Source organism: Mesorhizobium sp. Z1-4 (genome assembly GCF_004000235.1).
In the GTDB taxonomy this organism is placed as follows: Bacteria; Pseudomonadota; Alphaproteobacteria; order Rhizobiales; family Rhizobiaceae; genus RCIO01.
Window position 1 is genome coordinate 82479 of sequence record NZ_RCIO01000007.1, and the last position, 16766, is coordinate 99244.

A 16766-nucleotide genomic window follows, 5' to 3' on the forward strand; every position below is an offset into this window, starting at 1 on the left:
CGGGCGAACGCTGAGGAGACAGATGCGTACGGGCCATTCCCTAGCTATGGACGATACCGGTCATGGGTTGAGCGGCTTTGTCAGACGTCTCCTGCGCCGGGCTGCCGGAGTGGCGATGCTGATTGTCGCCGGATTTGCCGTTGCAAGCCTCGCGACATGGAATGTCGCCGACCCAAGCTTCAGCCACGCTACCGACATGCTGGCCACCAATGCGATGGGCTTTGCGGGTGCGGTGTTCGCCGACCTTGCCATGCAGTTCTACGGGCTGGCCTCGGTCGGCCTGCTGGTTCCCGGTGTCATCTGGGCGGTCAGGATGATTTCGGGCTCCGCGATCGACCAGCCGCTGAAGCGCGGCGCGGCGTGGATAGGCGCGTCGCTTGCAGGAGCCGCGCTTGCGGGATGCATTTCAGCACCTGAAAGCTGGCCGCTACCGTCCGGCCTCGGCGGCGTGTTCGGCGACATGGTGCTTGCGGTTCCGGGTTTCTTTGTCGGCGGCTACCCCACCGGCTGGGCGGCAGTGCTGATTATGCTGCTGTTTGCGGCTCCCGCGCTCTGGCTGTTCGCATTCGCCTCATCCCTCATCGGTCGCGATACAGGTTATGCCGACATTGCCGACTATGAAGATGAGTTCGACGATGGGGATACAAGTGACGGCGAAGGCCTGCTGGCTCTCGGAGCGCTGACCCATTGGTGGCTCTCGATGCGAGGATTTGTGCGGCGTCGCTTCACGTTCGCCGGGAAGCGCAGCCGGTTCGAGCCCGATTATGATGAAGATGACTATCTGGAAGAACCGCCGGTCGCGGCGCGAGCGCCAGGCGGGCGCATCGAACCGGAATTCGCCGACCTCGGTCGTGGGGCACCGGAAATCGAGGCTGACTACGACGATTTCGAAGCTGATGATGGTTTCGAACCTGTGCAGACGCCTGCTCCAGGTGCGGCCCGCGTCGAGGGTCCGGCGCCACGCCCGCAGCAGGGCGCCCGCATCCGCCGCGAGGCACAGCGCTCGCTGATCGGCAGCGGCGAATTCGAACTGCCGTCGCTGCACCTGCTCGCCGAGCCCAAAAACGTCGTCCAGGACCAGAGCCTTTCCAACGAGGCGCTGGAACAGAATGCAAGGCTTCTGGAAGGCGTGCTGGAGGACTTCGGCGTCAAGGGCGAAATCATCCATGTGCGCCCCGGCCCGGTGGTCACGCTATACGAACTGGAGCCGGCACCCGGCATCAAGTCGAGCCGCGTCATTGGCCTCGCCGACGACATCGCGCGCTCCATGAGTGCGATTGCCTGCCGCGTCGCCGTGGTTCCCGGCCGCAACGCCATCGGCATCGAGCTTCCCAATGCGCGTCGCGAGACCGTCTATCTGCGCGAAATTCTGGCGAGCCGCGATTTCGAGCAGACCAAGACCAAGCTGGCCCTGACGCTCGGCAAGACGATTGGCGGCGAGGCGGTGATCGCCGACCTAGCGAAGATGCCGCATCTGCTCGTTGCCGGCACCACCGGCTCGGGCAAATCGGTCGCCATCAACACCATGATCCTGTCGCTGGTGTACCGCATGACGCCGGAGCAGTGCCGGCTGATCATGATCGACCCCAAGATGCTGGAGCTCTCGGTTTATGACGGTATTCCGCATCTTCTGACACCTGTTGTCACCGACCCGAAAAAGGCGGTCGTGGCGCTGAAATGGACGGTGCGGGAGATGGAAGACCGTTACCGCAAGATGTCCAAGGTCGGCGTGCGCAATATCGACGGCTTCAACCAGCGCGTCGCGCAGGCGGCGAAGAAGGGCGAGGCGCTCAGCCGCACCGTGCAGACCGGCTTCGACCGCGAGACCGGCGAGGCGATTTACGAGACCGAAAGCCTTCAACTGGAGGCAATGCCCTATATTGTCGTCATCATCGACGAAATGGCAGACCTCATGATGGTCGCCGGCAAGGATATCGAGGGCGCGGTACAGCGTCTGGCGCAGATGGCCCGCGCTGCCGGTATCCACGTCATCATGGCGACGCAGCGGCCGTCGGTCGACGTCATCACCGGTACGATCAAGGCCAACTTCCCGACCCGCATTTCCTTCCAGGTGACGTCGAAGATCGACAGCCGCACCATCCTTGGCGAGATGGGCGCAGAACAGCTGCTCGGCATGGGCGACATGCTCTACATGGCGGGCGGCGGGCGGATACAGCGCGTCCACGGGCCGTTCGTTGCCGACGACGAGGTGGAGCAGATCGTCGCGCATCTCAAGCTGCAGGGCACGCCTGAATATCTAGACGCGATCACCGAAGACGACGGCGACGACGATGCCGGCGGTCCGGGTTCGGGCGGTGGCGGCAATTTCGAGGATTCCGACGATCCCTACGATCAGGCGGTGGCTGTGGTGCTGCGCGACGGCAAGGCTTCGACCAGCTATATCCAGCGCCGCCTGGGCATTGGCTACAACCGCGCCGCATCGATCATCGAACGAATGGAAGAAGAGGGCATTGTCGGCCCCGCCAATCACGCCGGCAAACGCGAGATTCTGGTGCCGACCGAAGAGGACAAGATGTGATGGCGCGCCTCAGGGAGACCGGCCCCAGGGCGGCGTTGCGCCTGTCCGGCCAAATTTCGGCCCCAGTGACGATCTACCGCTCGACACCAACAGCCATTTCAAAGGCCCGCTGATGTTTGAAGCCAAGAGCAATATCTCCCGCCGTTCCCTTCTGGCCGCCGCCGCGGGGTTGGGTGCCACCCTGCTTCTGCCGCTTGCCGCCAGCGACCATGCGCGGGCGCAAGGCGCGGCGGCGCAGAAGATCGCCGACCATTTCTCCTCCGTGCGCACGATGATGGGCGAGTTCGTCCAGTTCGGGCCGCAGGGCGAACAGACCGGCGGCAAGTTCTTCATCGAACGTCCGGGCAAGCTGCGCTTCAACTATGAAGAACCGTCGAAATTCCGCGTCGTTTCGGACGGCCAGTCGGTTGTGCTTTTCAACGGCAAGCTGAACACGGCCGATCTCTATGCGCTCAAACAGACGCCGCTGAAGCTGCTGCTCGACGAACGGATCGACCTTTCCGGCAACAAGGTTGCCGATTTGCGCCAGGACGCGGACTTGACCACCATCAAGCTGGTGGACAAGTCGGTCTTCGGCGATGCGACCATCACCATGATGTTCGACCCTCAGAGTTACGAGCTCAGGCAGTGGACAATCACCGACGCGCAGGGCAAGGACACCACCGTGATGATCTTCAACGTCCAGCAGGGCGTGACGTTCGATCCGAGCGTCTTTGAGATCAACTACAACCGCGTGCGCGAGATGAACGAGATCAAGCGCGGCGGCTGATGTACCTGGCGTGAAAGCTGTGGATTGAGGCAGCGCGGCGCACCAAGGGCCGAAGCGGCCTTGCGTGCCCGCACCTGCATTGGCAGTTTCCGGTTTTTGCACAAGCCGGACCTCTCGCATGCCCCTTACCGTCGCTACATGGAACATCAACTCCGTGCGCCTGAGAATGCCGCTGGTGGCGAAGTTTCTGGCCGAACACCAGCCTGATCTCCTGTGCCTGCAGGAAACCAAGTGCCCCGACGAGCTGTTCCCGGAAGCCGATGTCCGGGCGCTCGGCTATGAGCACATCGCCTTCCATGGCCAGAAGGGTTATCACGGCGTAGCGACCTTCTCGAAACGGCCGATCCAGACGGTCGAAAAGCGCGAATTCTGCAAGATGGGAGACAGCAGGCACCTTTGCGTGCGGTTCGAAGCCGGCGGCAAGCCGGTGCTCCTGCACAATTTCTACGTGCCTGCGGGCGGCGACGAACCGGATCCCGACATCAATCCGAAGTTCCGCCACAAGCTCGATTTCATCGCCGAGATGCATGATGTGCCGGCGGATTCAGATTCGGCAGCCGCGTCCATTCTCGTCGGCGACCTCAACATCGCGCCGCTTGAGGCCGATGTCTGGTCGCACAAACAACTGCTCAAGGTTGTCAGCCACACGCCGGTGGAGACCGAGGGGCTGGAGGCGATGCGCACCGCCGGCGGCTGGGCCGATCTGATGCGGCAGCACACGCCGCCGCCGGAACGCATCTACACCTGGTGGAGCTATCGCGCGCGGGACTGGGAGGCTTCCGACCGCGGCCGGCGGCTCGACCATATCTGGTCTTCGGCATCGCTGTCGCCCGTGCTCACGGACATCACGGTGCTCAAGCAGGCGCGCGGCTGGGAAAGGCCTTCCGACCATGTGCCGGTGATTGCGCGGTTCGATCTGGATTAGAGGGTGGGCCGGCACGCGGCGTCTTCCTCGGGCTTGTCCCGAGGACCTGCGGCAAGGCAAGCCGTGGACGATCTGCGGGAGCGGCGGTAGATCCCTGGGACAAGCCCAAGGATGACAGCGGCGGCCCTACTCCGCGAAGTGGCGGCCGAGACTGCCGATCTCGTCAAGCATCGATTTCATGTTCGCGGAAATGCGTGCGTGAAGTTTTGCAGCGACTTCCGGATACTCTTCCAGGATACGGCGGAAAAGCGAGCGGTTGAGGCGAATCACCTCGCTGTCGACGGCAGCAGTCGCAGTCGACACGCGCTTGCCGCCTGAGATCAGAGACAATTCGCCAAGAACCGTGCCAGGGCCGGCTTCGCCCGCCGTCACGTTCTCACCGCCACGGCTGCGGCTGAGTTCGATCTTGCCACTGGCCACGACATAGGCGCAATCGGAGGGAGCGCCTTCGCGATAAAGGTCGCGCCCCGCGCGCAGGCGCAGCGTCTCGGCACCAAACGCCAGAAGGCGAAGCTGGTCGCTGCTGAAATCCTCGAACAGCTTGACCCGCTCCAGGATCCGGATGTCGTCGTCAAGCGCCATTCAAGTCCCCGGTTCCCCGCCCCCTTGGGGGAACATCCTAGCACCCGGCCGGTTTGCCGGGCAGCGCAGCCGGCTCACGGAACGAGCTTGTATCCGCCGCTTTCTGTCACAAGAATTTCCGCATTGGAAGGATCACGCTCGATCTTCTGCCGCAAGCGGTAGACATGCGTTTCCAGCGTGTGGGTGGTGACGCCGGAATTGTAACCCCATACTTCTTCCAGCAATACGTCGCGGGTGACCACGCTTTTGTCGGCCCGGTAAAGATATTTGATGATCGCGGCTTCCTTTTCGGTCAACCTCACCTTGCCGCCGCGCTGGTCGATCAGAAGCTTCTGGCTCGGCTTGAAGGTGTAGGGGCCGACGGAGAAGGTCGCGTCCTCGCTCTGTTCGTGCTGGCGCAGCTGGGCGCGCACGCGGGCGAGCAGTACGGCGAAGCGGAACGGCTTCGTCACATAGTCGTTGGCGCCGGCTTCCAGCCCCAGAATGGTGTCGGAATCGGTGTCGTGCCCCGTCAGCATGATGATCGGCGCCTTGAAGCCGCCTTTGCGCAGCACCTTCACGGCCTCGCGCCCGTCCATGTCCGGCAAGCCGACATCCATGATCAGCAGATCGACGATCGAACCGCGCGCTGCAGCGATGCCCTTGGCGGCGCAGGACTCGTCCAGCACGTCAAATTCCTCGTAGAGCGAAAGCTGTTCCTTGAGCGTGCTGCGCAGGTCTTCGTCGTCGTCTACAATGAGAAGTGTTCTGGAAGTCATTGGCAATCCATTCAAACAAAACAGGAAAACAAGGTTGACCGTGCTCCGTTTATGCGGAACCTCGCCTGCGCGATAGGCGTTCACAGGCTTTTGTTCCGGCGTGCGATCATACTCCAAAAACAGTGACCGCAACCACAATAGCGGAAATATCCCCGGTCATGGGCTCGTGCTTGTTGTGCGCAGCCGGCCGGGCAACCGCGCACAGGGGCAGTTGATTGCCGGAAACCGCGTTATGCGATGCGCACTCGGCCGCTCCGGAATCAGTGCGAACAAGCGGGAGGGCGACGGCGCAACGCCGCGAGCGTCGATGAAGGTTATCGGCGGTTTTCGCCGTGGGCGCCGCATTGCGGTGCCGGCGCGGCTATCGCTGCGCGCCATCCGCGCCGATTTCGGCTGGTGCGACGCTCCGGCGGACGCGAACTACAACCGCCTCGTGCGTCTGCCCTTCACCGCCAGCCACGAAAAGATGATGCGCGACGACCGGCTCTATGACGTTGTTATCGTGCTCGACTGGAACATCGGTTCGCGCCGCCGCAACCTCGGCAGCGCCATTTTCCTGCATGTCGCCAAGCCTGACTATGCGCCGACCGAGGGCTGCGTTGCTGTTTCTCCGCGTGATATGGCGTGGCTTCTGGCGCAGATGGGGCGAGGGAGCATCGTCAAGGTGGTGGGGTGAGCTTTTGCTTGGGCGTTAGCTCTGTACGGCTTCGCCGCTAAACGCCCCACCAGCCGATGATCCCGCCCATGATGATAGCGACGCCGAGCCAGTGGCCAGCATCGATGATCGTCAGGTCCCAGCCGAAGCCCTGATAGCGCTGGTTGACCGCCACGGTGGTTGCCATGAAACCCAGCCAGATGAACGCGCCGGAGACGACGCCGTTCCACAATGTCGCCTGGCCGGTGCCGAGATGGCCGATCACGCCGGCCAGCACCCAGGCCATGACAAGCTCGGCCACGAAACCGGTGATCATGAGCGCCGGCGACATTTTTGCGTCGGCCGGATCGATGCGCGCGGCCTTCATCCACGGCTTGCCGAGAGTGCCGTAATAGGCCGCGCCGAATAGGTAACCTGCAATCGCGGCGACAAGAATCGCCAGATAGTTCAGTCCGCCGAAGTCCACTATTGCCTCCCCCTAAATCGATACCAGCGGATTGAACGCCGGATGGTAGATGCCGTCAAGCAACCCGCCACACCGTGGTGCGTTTTACTTCGGCATCTTCCAGAACACGCGTCACCGGAACGGAATAGGTTGCGCAGGCAACAAGGCCTTCGCCGGGCAGATAGGAGCGGCCGGGGTCGCCGACGAATACCAGCGCGCAGCGCTCATGGAGAGCGCGGAACCAGGGCAGCAGCCGCGCGGCCAAAGGCTTTTCGTAGAATACATCGCCGGCAAGAACGACGTCCCAGCCGTCGTCGGCACCGATAAGGTCTGCTTGCGAGCATTTGATATCGACTTCATTGGCGGCGGCGTTGAGCAGGCATGCGGGCGCGCAGAACGGGTCTATGTCGGCGGCCAGTACGGTACGCGCACCCGCCTTTGCTGCGGCTATCGCCACCAGCCCGGAGCCAGAGGCGAAATCGAGCACCGATTTGCCGCGTACGGTTTCGGGATGGTCGAGTACATAACGCGCCAACCCCTGTCCACCCGCCCAAGCGAAGGCCCAGAAGGGCGGCGGCAGGCCAATCGCATCGAGTTCATCTTCGGTGCGATGCCACAGCTCATGCGCCTCGTCGGCCAGATGCAGCCGGATTTCGGGCACATGCGGTGGCGAAATCAGTGCTGTGTTGGCGCGTATGAAGGCGGCGGCGCCGGCGGGCGCCGGAGCGCGCATGTTCAAGGAACCGGGTTCACCCCGCCCATGCGGCAGATCTCGGCCCATTCGTCGGCTTTGACCGGCTGAACCGAAAGCCGCGAGTTTTTCACCAGCACCATTTCGGCGAGCTTCGGGTTCTTCTTGATAGCGTCCAGCGTTGGAGGGGTGGGCACGTCGCGCACGGCCTTGATGTCCACGCACTCCCAGCGTTCGTCATCGGTGCTGGAGTCCGGATGTGCCAACGCACAGACCTCGACAATGCCGACAATGTCGCGCGTCTCCTGCGAATGGTAGAAGAATCCCAGGTCGCCGACCTTCATTTCGCGCATATTGTTGCGCGCCTGATAGTTGCGCACGCCGTCCCACTCCTGGCCGGCGTCGCCCTTTTTCTTCTGCATCTCCCACGACCAGGTCGACGGTTCGGATTTGAAAAGCCAGTAGGCCATGAGGTTCTCCGGTTTCGTGATTGCAGCGCATGCGCGCCGGTCAGTCAGTCTCGCTTTTCAGCGGCCGCGACAGAAGCGCTGCCACCGCATCGGCGATTGAAATCCTGCCTTTGAGCACGGCGTCGACGGCTGCCACTATCGGTGCTTCGATGCCGCGCGACGCGGCAATTTCCGCTGCAATTGCGGCCGTTGCAACCCCCTCGGCAAGGGGCCGGCCGGCCAGTTCCTCGCCGCGCCCGAGCGCCTGGCCGTATGCGAAATTGCGCGATTGTGCAGATCCGCAGGAAAGGATCAGGTCACCGAGGCCCGAAAGCCCCATAAGTGTTTCCGGCTTTGCTCCATAGGCGGCGCCAATGCGGCGTAGCTCCACAAAGCCGCGCGTGACCATCGCGGCCTCCGCGCTCGCGCCGAGACCGGCTCCCGCTACTGCGCCGGCCGCAATGGCGAGCACGTTCTTCAACGCGCCGCCGATTTCCACGCCTGTGAGATCGCCAGAGGAATAACAGCGGAAGCGGTCGCTCGAGAACGCGGCCGCCAGTCCTGAAGCAAGGTCGGCGTCGTGCGCGGCGACCGTAACGGCGGTCGGCAGACCTTTCGCGACATCGGTGGCGAAGCTCGGGCCCGACAGCGCGGCGGCCGGGTTGTGCGGTAGAAGCTCCGTCGCCATTTCCGACATCAGTTTGCCGGTCGAGCGTTCGATGCCCTTGGCACACAGCACTACGGGAACGCCGTTCGCCAGCCCGTCGCCGAATGCGCCGAAAAGAGCGCGCGTCGCCTGTGCTGGAACCACCGAAAGCAGGCACTCGGCTCCTTCAAGCGCTGCAGCCAGATCGCCGGTAGTGGCAGGCACGGGGTTGAGCTTGATACCGGGCAGGTAACGCGGGTTCATCGCGGAACCGTTGATTGCCTCGACGGTTTCGGCGTCACGTGCCCAGAGCGTCACGTCGCGGCCGGCCCGCATCAGCGTCACCGCAAGTGCGGTCCCCCATGCACCGCCGCCAAGCACGGTGATCCGGTTCATGCTTTGGCTCCCCGTTTGCCGTGGCCGACCAGCGGCGCGGCGAATTCGTCCAGCGGCCAGCGCGGGCGGGGCGCAAACGAGAGCGCGCCACTGTCGGCGAGACCGGCATCGAAGCGTTCCAGCCCCGCCCAGGCAATCATCGCGCCATTGTCCGAGCATAGTGCGGGCGGTGGCGCGACAAGGCGCATGCCGTGTTCGGTGCAGAGCGTTTCGAGCGCGGTGCGGATCGCCTTGTTCGCCGCAACGCCGCCGGCGACGACCAGCGTCGGCTCCGCAATGTCGGCAAATTCTTCGCGGAAGCGCGCGAGGCTCTTGCCCACGCGTTCTTTCAGCGTGTCGACAATTGCCTGCTGGAAAGAGGCGCAGATGTCGCTGACATCCTGCTCGGATACGGGTGCAAGCTCATTGGCGGTTTGCCGCACGGCAGTCTTCAGGCCGGAGAACGAGAAATCCGGACGTTCCTCGCCGCGCAGCGGACGCGGCAGAGCGAAACGCTTTACGTCACCTTCAAGCGCGGCCTCTTCCACCGCGGGGCCGCCGGGATAGGGCAGGCCGAGCAATTTCGCCGTCTTGTCGAAGGCTTCGCCCAGCGCATCGTCTATCGTCGTTGCCCAGCGATCGTAACTGCCGACGCCGCGCACCAGAACGACCTGGGTGTGGCCGCCCGATACGAGCAAGAGCAGGTAAGGAAACGCGGTGCCGTTGGTCAGTCGCGCTGTGAGCGCATGCGCCTCGAGATGATTGACCGGCACCAGCGGCAGGCCGGATGCGGCTGCAATCGCCTTGCCGGTCATCAGGCCGACGATCAGGCCGCCGATCAAACCCGGCCCTGCCGTTGCGGCTACGAGGTCGAGGTCGGAAAGCTCCATGCCGGCATCATCGAGCGCGGCACGGACAACGCCGTCCAGCGCCTCGACATGCGCGCGCGCCGCGATCTCCGGGACGACGCCGCCAAACGCGCTGTGTTCCGCGATCTGGCTGAGAACCACATTAGCGAGGATATCGCCGCCGCCACTGTCGAGTTTCACCACGGCCGCCGAAGTCTCGTCGCAGCTCGTCTCGATGCCCAGAGCATACAAAGGTCGTTTGCGGGGAGTGGTCATTGCCCGGCTGCGTTTTCCTCGTTAGGAAACCGGCATTCTGGCCGGCGCCGCCCGGTTAACACGGACCGAGACACATGCAAACACACCAGTTGAGGATCGGCACGCGCGGCAGCGCGCTGGCGCTGGCGCAGGCGCATGAGGTGCGCGACCGGCTGGTTGCGGCACATGGGCTCAGCGAAGATGCGGTCGGGATCGAGGTGTTCTCGACCACCGGCGACCGCATCACCGACCGTCCGCTGGCGGACATCGGCGGCAAAGGCCTGTTCACCAAGGAAATCGAGGATGCGCTCAAGGAAAAGCGCATCGATATGGCCGTGCATTCGACCAAGGACATGCCGACGCAGCTGCCGGACGGGCTGGAGATTGTAGCCTATCTGGAGCGCGAGGATGTGCGCGACGCCTTCATCGGCCGCGACGGCGGCGGTCTCGACGATCTCCCGGCAGATGCGCTCGTCGGCACCGCATCGCTGCGGCGGCAGGCGCTGGTGCGCCGTTTGCGCCCCGATCTCAGGGTCGAGAGCTACCGCGGCAACGTTCAGACACGGCTGCGGAAACTCGGCGAAGGTGTGGTGGATGCCACGCTTCTCGCCTATGCCGGCCTGCGCCGTCTGGACATGGCGCATGTGGCGACGGCGCTATTGCCGCTCGATCGGTTTCCGCCCGCTCCCGGGCAGGGGGCGATCTGCGTGGAAACACGCGGCGACGATGAGCGCGCCAGGCAGCTGCTGGCGGAGATCAGCCATGCCGAGACTGTCAGCGCGCTTTCATGCGAGCGGGCGTTTCTGGGAAAGCTCGACGGTTCCTGCCGCACGCCGATCGCCGGCTATGCGCGGCTCGATGGCGAAAAGCTCTTCTTCCATGGCATGATCCTGACGCCGGACGGTATGGAAGCGCATGAGGTTTCCGGCGAGGGAAGCGCTGAAGACGCGGCGGCGATCGGCGAACGCGCTGCGGCCGACGTGCGTGACCGAGCCGGGACCCGCTTTTTCGACAGCTGGAGCTGAGCGCCTTGCGCGTGCTGGTCACCCGACCGGAGCCCGGCGCGACGCAAACAGCGGCACGTCTTGAAGCGCTCGGGCACGAGGCGGTCGTTGTGCCGTTGTCGGAGGTCGAGCCTGTCAAAGCGCCAGTGCCGGATGTGTCGGGTTTCGACGCGGTGGCGGTCACCAGCGCCAACGCCCTGGGTTCGGCTTCGCCGGAACTGCTGGGGGCGATCGCGCCGCTGCGCTGTTTTGCCGTCGGCGACCGGACAGCAGGCGCAGCCCGCGCAGCAGGCTTCGAAAACGTTCGGTCGGCTGGTGGAGATGTGGACGACCTTGCCGCGCTGATCGGCTCTGAGCTCAGCGCTGGGGGGCATGTGCTTTACATCACCGGCGAACGCCGGCGGCCGGTGCTTGAAAAAAGACTGTCGAATGCAGGGTTCAGCGTCACGCCGCTCGAGACCTATCGTATTGCGGCGGTGCCCATGGATGCCGCGGCGCGCGAAAAACTCACCTCCGGCGGACCGATTGATGCCGTGTTGGTCTATTCGTGTTTCGGCGCCGAGCTGCTGGCCGGTTTTCTCGGCGACCGGGAGGACATGCGCATTCTGTGCATGTCGCGGCAAGTCGCCGAGGGATTGTCACATTCGCTGCGTAAATCAGCCGAGATCGCAAGTGCGGCCAACGAGGATGCGCTGGTTGCGCTCCTAGGTCGCGCGCCCTGACCGGGCTTGGCGCTTTTCCCCACCGTTACCATGGCTATATGGTAACAGATACCGGCGCGACGGCAGCGCGCCCATATACAAACCGGTAACGAGACGCGGCATGGTGAAATCCCCGAAAGTCAGGCATTCCAAGCAACGCACCGAGCCGGTGACGATCGATCTCAGCGCCGAAGATGTGAAGCGCGAGGATGCCAGGGCCGGAGCTGCCCAGGACAAGAAAGCGGAGACGAAGGCTGCTGCGACCAGTGGCGGCGCTGACAGCACAACGCAGGCGAGCGCCCAGCCCCCGGCGTCCAGCGCGCAGGCCGGACCAGGCGGCACCAAATCCGCATTCGGGCGCGGCGGGACCGGCAAGCCCGAGCCGGCGAAAAAAGACGAGCCCAAGGCCACCGAAACCAGGGTGGGGGATACAAAGGGCAAAGACGAGCCGAAGGCGAAACCAGCAACTCCTGCGGCGCAGCCGCGACGCGGCGGCATTGGTGCTTTTGCCGCTGCCTTTTTCGGCGGCGCCGTGGCGCTCGCAGGTGCGGGCGGGCTTTATCTCGGCGGTTATCTTCCAATGCCGCAGTCTGAGCCGGCGGCAACCGACAATTCTGCGGTCGAGCGGCTGGAAACCGAACTTGCCTCGCTGCGCGATGAAATCGCGGCGATCCAGGCCGCGCCTCCTGCCGGCGGCGGCAATGAAGAGATTGGCGGCGCACTGGCAGAAACCAATGCACGTGTGGAAAGCATGGCGGTAACGGTCGAAGAAATGCGCGCCGAACTCGGCCGGCTATCAGATGCCGTCGCTTCCGGCAGCGGCGGTGACGATGCCGCGCTTGCCGCACTGCGCGACAGGCTCGGCCGGATCGAACAGCAGCTCGCGGCACTGCCCGCCGACAATGGCGGAGACGTGCAGGCCGTAACCGAACAAGTGAGCGGGCTCGCAAGCCAGTTTTCTGCCATGAAAGGCGAGCTGGAAGGGCTGGCCAATTCTACGCAGGAGCGCTTCGCGGCGCTGGATACCTCGCTTGCCCAACTTGCCGAGAAGCTGGAAGAGCAGGGCAACGATCCCGGCGTGGCGCTCGCCATTGCCGCTTCGGCGCTGAAGGCTGCGATCGACCGCGGCCAGCCATTCGCGGCGGAGCTCGAGACCTTTGCACGGCTTGCACCGGACGCGCCGGAGATCGCCGCACTTCGCGATCTTGCGGCAACGGGTGTGCCAACCGCGGCGGCCATCGCGGCCGAAACCGACGCTGCTGCGCGCGCCATGATCGCGGCCGACCAGCCCGACAATGCAAATGCGGGTCTGCTCGACAGGCTCTGGTCGAGTGCGGAATCGCTGATCACCGTGCGCCCGATAGGAGCTGTGGAAGGCGAGGACGTGCCGGCCGTCGTGGCGCGTATGGAAGTCGCCATCACCAATGGCGATTATGCGGGTGCAATCGCTGAATATGACGCGTTGCCGGACGCTGCAAAGTCGGCAGGCGCGGGCTTCATCGCCAAAGTGAAGGCGCGCAGCGCCGCGGACGAGCTTGTGGCCAAGGTTCTGGCCGACGCGTTACGGGCCTAGGAGAGATCTGATGTTGCGTATTCTCGCCTATCTCGTTCTGGTTTTTGCCGTCGGCCTCGGTTTCGCCTGGCTTGCCGACCGCCCGGGCGAAATGACCGTCACATTCAGCGGCTACCAGTATCAGGTCTCGCTGATGGTCGCGGCGGTGATCCTTACGGCCATCGTGACCGCGATCATGCTGACCTGGTGGCTACTCAAGAGCATCTGGAACAGCCCCTATACGATTTCGCGCTATTTTCGCGTGCGCCGCCGCGACCGCGGTTATCAGGCGCTGTCGACCGGCATGATTGCCGCCGGTGCAGGCGATGCGGCATTGGCGCGGGCCAAGAATCGCGAGGCGGCGAAGCTGATCAGCTCCGATCAGGAGCCGCTGATCCACCTGCTCGATGCACAGGCTTCGCTGCTGGAAGGCGATCACGACACCGCGCGCCAGAAGTTCCAGGCAATGCTCGAAGACCCCGAGATGCGGCTGCTCGGCCTGCGCGGGCTTTATCTCGAAGCCGAGCGCATGGGCGAAAGGCAGGCGGCACGCCACTATGCCGCGCAGGCGGCGGATGCCGCGCCGCAGCTTGGCTGGGCAGTGGAATCGACGCTGGAAGAGCGCGCCGAACAGGGCGACTGGGACGGCGCCCTGCGGCTCGCGGACGCACAGCGCTCTACGCGCCAGACCGAGCGCGATATCGCGAACCGGCGCCGCGCCGTGCTTTTGACTGCAAAGGCGATGTCGGTGCTGAACGCGGACCCGACAACCGCGCGCAACAACGGGCTCGAGGCGATCCGGCTTGCGCCGGAGCTGGTTCCGGCAGCCCTTGTTGCAGGGCGCGCGCTGATCAGGCTGAACGATGTGCGCAAGGCCGCCCGGATACTGGAGGCAATCTGGAAGAAAGTCCCGCACCCGGAAGTTGCCGATGTCTATGTCAATGCACGTGTCGGCGACACGCCGCAGGACAAGCTGAAACGGGCGCTCAAGCTGCAGTCGTTGAAGCAGAACAACGCCGAATCCGCGCTCGCCGTGGCGCGTGCAGCCCTATCGTCCGGTGATCTCAAACAGGCGCGCTCGGCAGCAGAGTCGGCGATCAAGCTTGCACCCGGCGAAGGTGCGTTCCTGCTGATGGCCGATATCGAGGAAGCCGATACGGGCGAGCAGGGTCGCGTGCGCCAATGGCTGGCGCGGGCGCTTCGTGCGCCGCGCGACCATGCCTGGGTGGCCGATGGATTCGTTTCGGAGCACTGGGCGCCGTTCTCGCCGGTCAGCGGGCGGATCGACGCGTTCGAATGGAAAGCTCCCGTGGAGCGCGCGCCGCAGCTGATCGAGCAGGAGGCAGAAGACGCGCCGCCAGCGGCCGATCTGGAAACGCTGACCGAAGCGAAGAAGGCTGACGAGGTCAAGATCGTCGAGATCGACGTGACGCCGGTCAAGGCTGACGCCGCATCGGCGAAGACCGAGCCGGAGCCAAAGAAACCGGAGGCTGCTGCCGACAAAGCTGAAAGACCGGCGGAACCAAAGAAGGACGCTTCGACGGCCGCCGCTGCCAAGCCGGCGCCCGTCAAGAAGGTTGCCGAGGAGGAAGAGCGGGCGGAAGCCGATGTCGTTCCGTTCACCCGGCCCCCGGACGATCCAGGCGTCGAGCCTGAAGCGGAAGACGAGCCGAAAAGCCGCTTCCGGCTTTTCTAGATTTGCCCTGGCCGGCAGCCAACCAGATCGAAATCAACTTGTCCGGAAGCCTTTCCATGTTCGACCGCTTCAGAGAATTCCTCAACCAGCTGCCGGGTGTCGGCGAAAACGGCGATATCGCCGAGGGCGATCCGCGTGTCGCCGCCGCGGCGCTGCTGACGCATGTCATGGATGCCGATGGCGAGCGTACGGACGACGAAAGGGACATGCTGAAGCGGCTGCTGGGCGACGTCTACGGGCTCGAGGGCTCCGAACTCGCCACCGTGATCAAAGCCGGTGAAGCGGCCGACCGCGAGGCTGTCGACCTCTATGCTTTCACCAGCGTGCTCGACCGGCACCTCGACCGCGAGGGGAAATTCGAGTTTGTCGGGTTGATGTGGGACATGGTTTTTTCGGATGGCGCTCTGCACGAGGTCGAAGACAATCTCGTCTGGCGTGTGGCCGAGCTCATCCATGTCGAACGCGACCAGCGCATAGCGCTGCGCCAGGCTGCACAGGTTCGGGCCGGTATGGCGGCCGACTGACCGGGTGCCTCATCCGGAATGCGGTCAGCGACCGCGTTTAGCGTCAGGTTCGCCCGTCGAGATGCCGTGCCTTGCGCATCTGCGGGAAAAGCACCGCCCACATTGCGGCGACACCGATGGCCCCGACGCCGCCGAAAACCACTGCGGGCACAGTGCCGATGAAGGCCGCCATGGTCCCGGCGCGAAACTCTCCCAATTCGTTCGATGCGCCCACAAACACCATATTGACGGCGTTCACCCTGCCGCGCAGCCGGTCGGGGGTCCAGAGCTGGATCAGCGTTTCGCGGATGTAGACGCTGATCATGTCGGCGGCACCCAGAAGTGCCAGTGTGACGATCGACAGCCAGGGTATCGTCGAGACACCGAAGACTGTGGTGAAGGTTCCGAACAGGGCAACGCAGCCGAGCATGATGTAGCCGGCATGATCGCGGATAGGATGGCCGGTGAGCCACATGGCGACCACGATCGCACCCATGCCGGGCGCGGCGCGGAGAAGGCCGAGGCCCCATGGGCCCAGTTCCAGAATATCGCGGGCATAAACCGGCAGCAGCGCGACCGCGCCGCCGAGGAGTACGGCAAACAGGTCTAGCGAGATGGCGCCGAGCACAACCTTCTCGCGCCAGATGTAGCGGAACCCATCAAACAGGGTGGACAGCGTCGGCTGCTGCGTTTCGGTCTGTTGCGCGGGCTTCGGGATGGACAGGATGAGTACTGCGGCACCGAGCATAAGCGCGGCGGCTACGACATAGGCGGCCGCTGCCGAAACGCCATAGAGCAGGCCTCCGGCAACGGGTCCTACGATAGTCGCCGTCTGCCACGCGGAGGAATTCCACGCGACAGCGTTGGCGAAGTCCTTGGGTGGCACCAGATTGGCCACCAGGGATGCTGCGGCCGGCCCGAAGAAGGCGCGTGCGAAACCGAATACGGCGAGAAGTGCGAAAACCGGGCCAGGTCCGCTCAGGCCCCGCAGGCTCAGAACGACGAGGGCCGCGGCGCACAAGGCTTCCAGCGCGATCGACAGGCCCATGATGCGCCTGCGGCCGAAGCGGTCGGCCACCGCACCCGTCACCAGAACGAGAAGCAGCGCCGGAGCGAACTGGATGATGCCGACGAGGCCGAGGTCGAAGGGGTCGCGCGTCAGATCGTATATCTGCCAGCCAACCGCGACCGAAACGATCTGAGTGGCGAATGTGGTCAGGAAACGAGACAGCCAGTAACGCAGAAAGGCTCTGTGCCGGAAGGCGGCATAGGAGCGCGCGGTTGAGGCGGGTGAAGACATGGGCGGGGCGACCGTGGACAATGCGACGACAGCGCCGCCACCAGTGCGAGTAAACCAAAATCGGGTGCGCGAG

At 64.2% G+C, this 16766-nt stretch carries 17 protein-coding genes; 9 read left to right on the top strand and 8 right to left on the bottom strand.

The features are described 5' to 3' along the window. The first annotated feature begins 22 nt into the window (after positions 1–22). The 3 genes from EP165_RS18515 (at position 23) to EP165_RS18525 (ending at position 4233) form a co-directional block, all read left to right on the top strand. Positions 23–2539: a DNA translocase FtsK gene (locus EP165_RS18515; protein WP_127524334.1), complete on the top strand. Its 2517-nt coding sequence runs from the start codon at positions 23–25 to the stop codon at positions 2537–2539. A gap of 112 nt (positions 2540–2651) precedes the next feature. Beyond that, the gene (locus EP165_RS18520) at positions 2652–3308 is read left to right on the top strand and encodes an outer membrane lipoprotein carrier protein LolA (RefSeq protein ID WP_127524335.1); all 657 of its coding nucleotides are present in this window, start codon (positions 2652–2654) and stop codon (positions 3306–3308) included. 118 nt (positions 3309–3426) lie between these two features. Next, positions 3427–4233 carry an exodeoxyribonuclease III gene (locus EP165_RS18525; RefSeq protein ID WP_127524336.1) on the top strand — a complete coding sequence of 269 codons (807 nt, stop codon included), beginning with the start codon at positions 3427–3429 and terminating at the stop codon, positions 4231–4233. A 126-nt stretch (positions 4234–4359) separates the two neighbouring features. Here the strand turns inward: EP165_RS18525 and EP165_RS18530 are convergent, their stop codons facing one another. Both EP165_RS18530 and EP165_RS18535 read right to left on the bottom strand, forming a co-directional pair. Beyond that, positions 4360–4815 (bottom strand): cyclic nucleotide-binding domain-containing protein, encoded by a 456-nt coding sequence (locus EP165_RS18530; RefSeq protein ID WP_127524337.1) that lies wholly within the window; start codon positions 4813–4815, stop codon positions 4360–4362. A 74-nt stretch (positions 4816–4889) separates the two neighbouring features. After that, positions 4890–5573, bottom strand: coding sequence for a response regulator transcription factor (locus EP165_RS18535; RefSeq protein WP_127524338.1), 684 nt, complete (start codon positions 5571–5573; stop codon positions 4890–4892). 175 nt (positions 5574–5748) lie between these two features. On the opposite strand from EP165_RS18535, the gene EP165_RS18540 reads away from it, so the two are divergent. Then, positions 5749–6249, top strand: a complete 501-nt coding sequence (locus EP165_RS18540) for a L,D-transpeptidase family protein (RefSeq protein ID WP_245440222.1) — start codon at positions 5749–5751, stop codon at positions 6247–6249. Positions 6250–6286: 37 nt separating this feature from the next. On the opposite strand, the gene EP165_RS18545 is transcribed toward EP165_RS18540, so the two are convergent. Genes EP165_RS18545 through tsaD form a run of 5 tightly spaced genes read right to left on the bottom strand, consistent with a single transcriptional unit; the run spans position 6287 to position 9934 of the window. Further along, on the bottom strand, positions 6287–6694 hold the full coding sequence (locus tag EP165_RS18545) for a DUF1761 domain-containing protein (protein WP_127524340.1): 408 nt from the start codon (positions 6692–6694) through the stop codon (positions 6287–6289). A 55-nt stretch (positions 6695–6749) separates the two neighbouring features. Beyond that, a complete protein-coding gene (locus EP165_RS18550; RefSeq protein WP_127524342.1) occupies positions 6750–7406 on the bottom strand; it encodes a class I SAM-dependent methyltransferase in 657 nt (218 codons plus the stop codon). 2 nt (positions 7407–7408) lie between these two features. Then, positions 7409–7834: an EVE domain-containing protein gene (locus EP165_RS18555; protein ID WP_127524343.1), complete on the bottom strand. Its 426-nt coding sequence runs from the start codon at positions 7832–7834 to the stop codon at positions 7409–7411. Positions 7835–7874: 40 nt separating this feature from the next. Next, entirely contained in the window at positions 7875–8855 is a 981-nt protein-coding gene (locus EP165_RS18560) for an NAD(P)H-dependent glycerol-3-phosphate dehydrogenase (protein ID WP_127524344.1), read from the bottom strand. After that, positions 8852–9934, bottom strand: coding sequence for a tRNA (adenosine(37)-N6)-threonylcarbamoyltransferase complex transferase subunit TsaD (tsaD, locus tag EP165_RS18565; RefSeq protein ID WP_127524369.1), 1083 nt, complete (start codon positions 9932–9934; stop codon positions 8852–8854). The genes EP165_RS18560 and tsaD overlap by 4 nt, the downstream gene beginning before the upstream one ends. 98 nt (positions 9935–10032) lie before the next feature. On the opposite strand from tsaD, the gene hemC reads away from it, so the two are divergent. From hemC to EP165_RS18590, 5 genes are all read left to right on the top strand, one after another. Next, positions 10033–10962, top strand: a complete 930-nt coding sequence (gene hemC / locus EP165_RS18570) for a hydroxymethylbilane synthase (RefSeq protein WP_127524345.1) — start codon at positions 10033–10035, stop codon at positions 10960–10962. Positions 10963–10973: 11 nt separating this feature from the next. Continuing rightward, entirely contained in the window at positions 10974–11663 is a 690-nt protein-coding gene (locus EP165_RS18575) for a uroporphyrinogen-III synthase (protein WP_245440223.1), read from the top strand. 100 nt (positions 11664–11763) lie between these two features. Then, positions 11764–13215 carry a COG4223 family protein gene (locus EP165_RS18580; protein WP_127524348.1) on the top strand — a complete coding sequence of 484 codons (1452 nt, stop codon included), beginning with the start codon at positions 11764–11766 and terminating at the stop codon, positions 13213–13215. A gap of 10 nt (positions 13216–13225) precedes the next feature. After that, positions 13226–14890, top strand: a complete 1665-nt coding sequence (locus EP165_RS18585) for a heme biosynthesis protein HemY (protein WP_127524349.1) — start codon at positions 13226–13228, stop codon at positions 14888–14890. A 56-nt stretch (positions 14891–14946) separates the two neighbouring features. Next, on the top strand, positions 14947–15414 hold the full coding sequence (locus EP165_RS18590; protein ID WP_127524350.1) for a tellurite resistance TerB family protein: 468 nt from the start codon (positions 14947–14949) through the stop codon (positions 15412–15414). 43 nt (positions 15415–15457) lie between these two features. Here the strand turns inward: EP165_RS18590 and EP165_RS18595 are convergent, their stop codons facing one another. Then, positions 15458–16693 (bottom strand): MFS transporter, encoded by a 1236-nt coding sequence (locus EP165_RS18595; protein ID WP_127524351.1) that lies wholly within the window; start codon positions 16691–16693, stop codon positions 15458–15460. Between the last annotated feature and the right edge of the window lie 73 nt (positions 16694–16766).